This window comes from Pedobacter anseongensis (genome assembly GCF_037482965.1).
GTDB classification, from domain to species: domain Bacteria; phylum Bacteroidota; class Bacteroidia; order Sphingobacteriales; family Sphingobacteriaceae; genus Pedobacter; species Pedobacter anseongensis.
The window spans coordinates 1-379 of record NZ_JBBHKB010000013.1 but is presented as its reverse complement, the minus strand read 5'-3'; the positions used below and the strand labels follow the sequence as shown (position 1 = coordinate 379).

The following is a 379-nucleotide window of genomic DNA, read 5'->3' as shown; positions in this document are numbered from 1 at the left end:
ATTTATTGAATAGAAGAAGGACATTAACAGCTTTATTAACACTCGTCTCGGCCACGAAATAGCCCTTTCCTGGCACAGACATGATAAACCCTTTGTTTTTCAAGTGTCTATACCCTCTCTCTGCGGTGTCTCTAGAAATATCATAAATAAATGTTAACTCGTTCAAAGAAGGTAAACTTTCTTCCTTTTTTAAGTCTCCACTTTCGACAGCAGAAATAATGGCATTGCAAAGCTGCATATACTTTGGTGTTGCCGAACGTTCGTCTATTTTAATAAAATCAAAAAATTTATTGCGTTTCATTTTTAATTCTTAATTCCAATTTCTTTCATAATATTAACTAACGTCTTTTAAGATTATTAAAAGTATTGTCTGTCTGTT

Annotated in this window: 1 protein-coding gene; it reads right to left on the bottom strand. The window is 32.5% G+C overall.

Annotated features, from left to right (window positions below):
* Nucleotides 1–301: GntR family transcriptional regulator (locus tag WG904_RS19585; RefSeq protein WP_339581049.1), on the bottom strand; the 301-nt coding region annotated here is incomplete at its 3' end.
* Nucleotides 302–379: the final 78 nt, after the last annotated feature.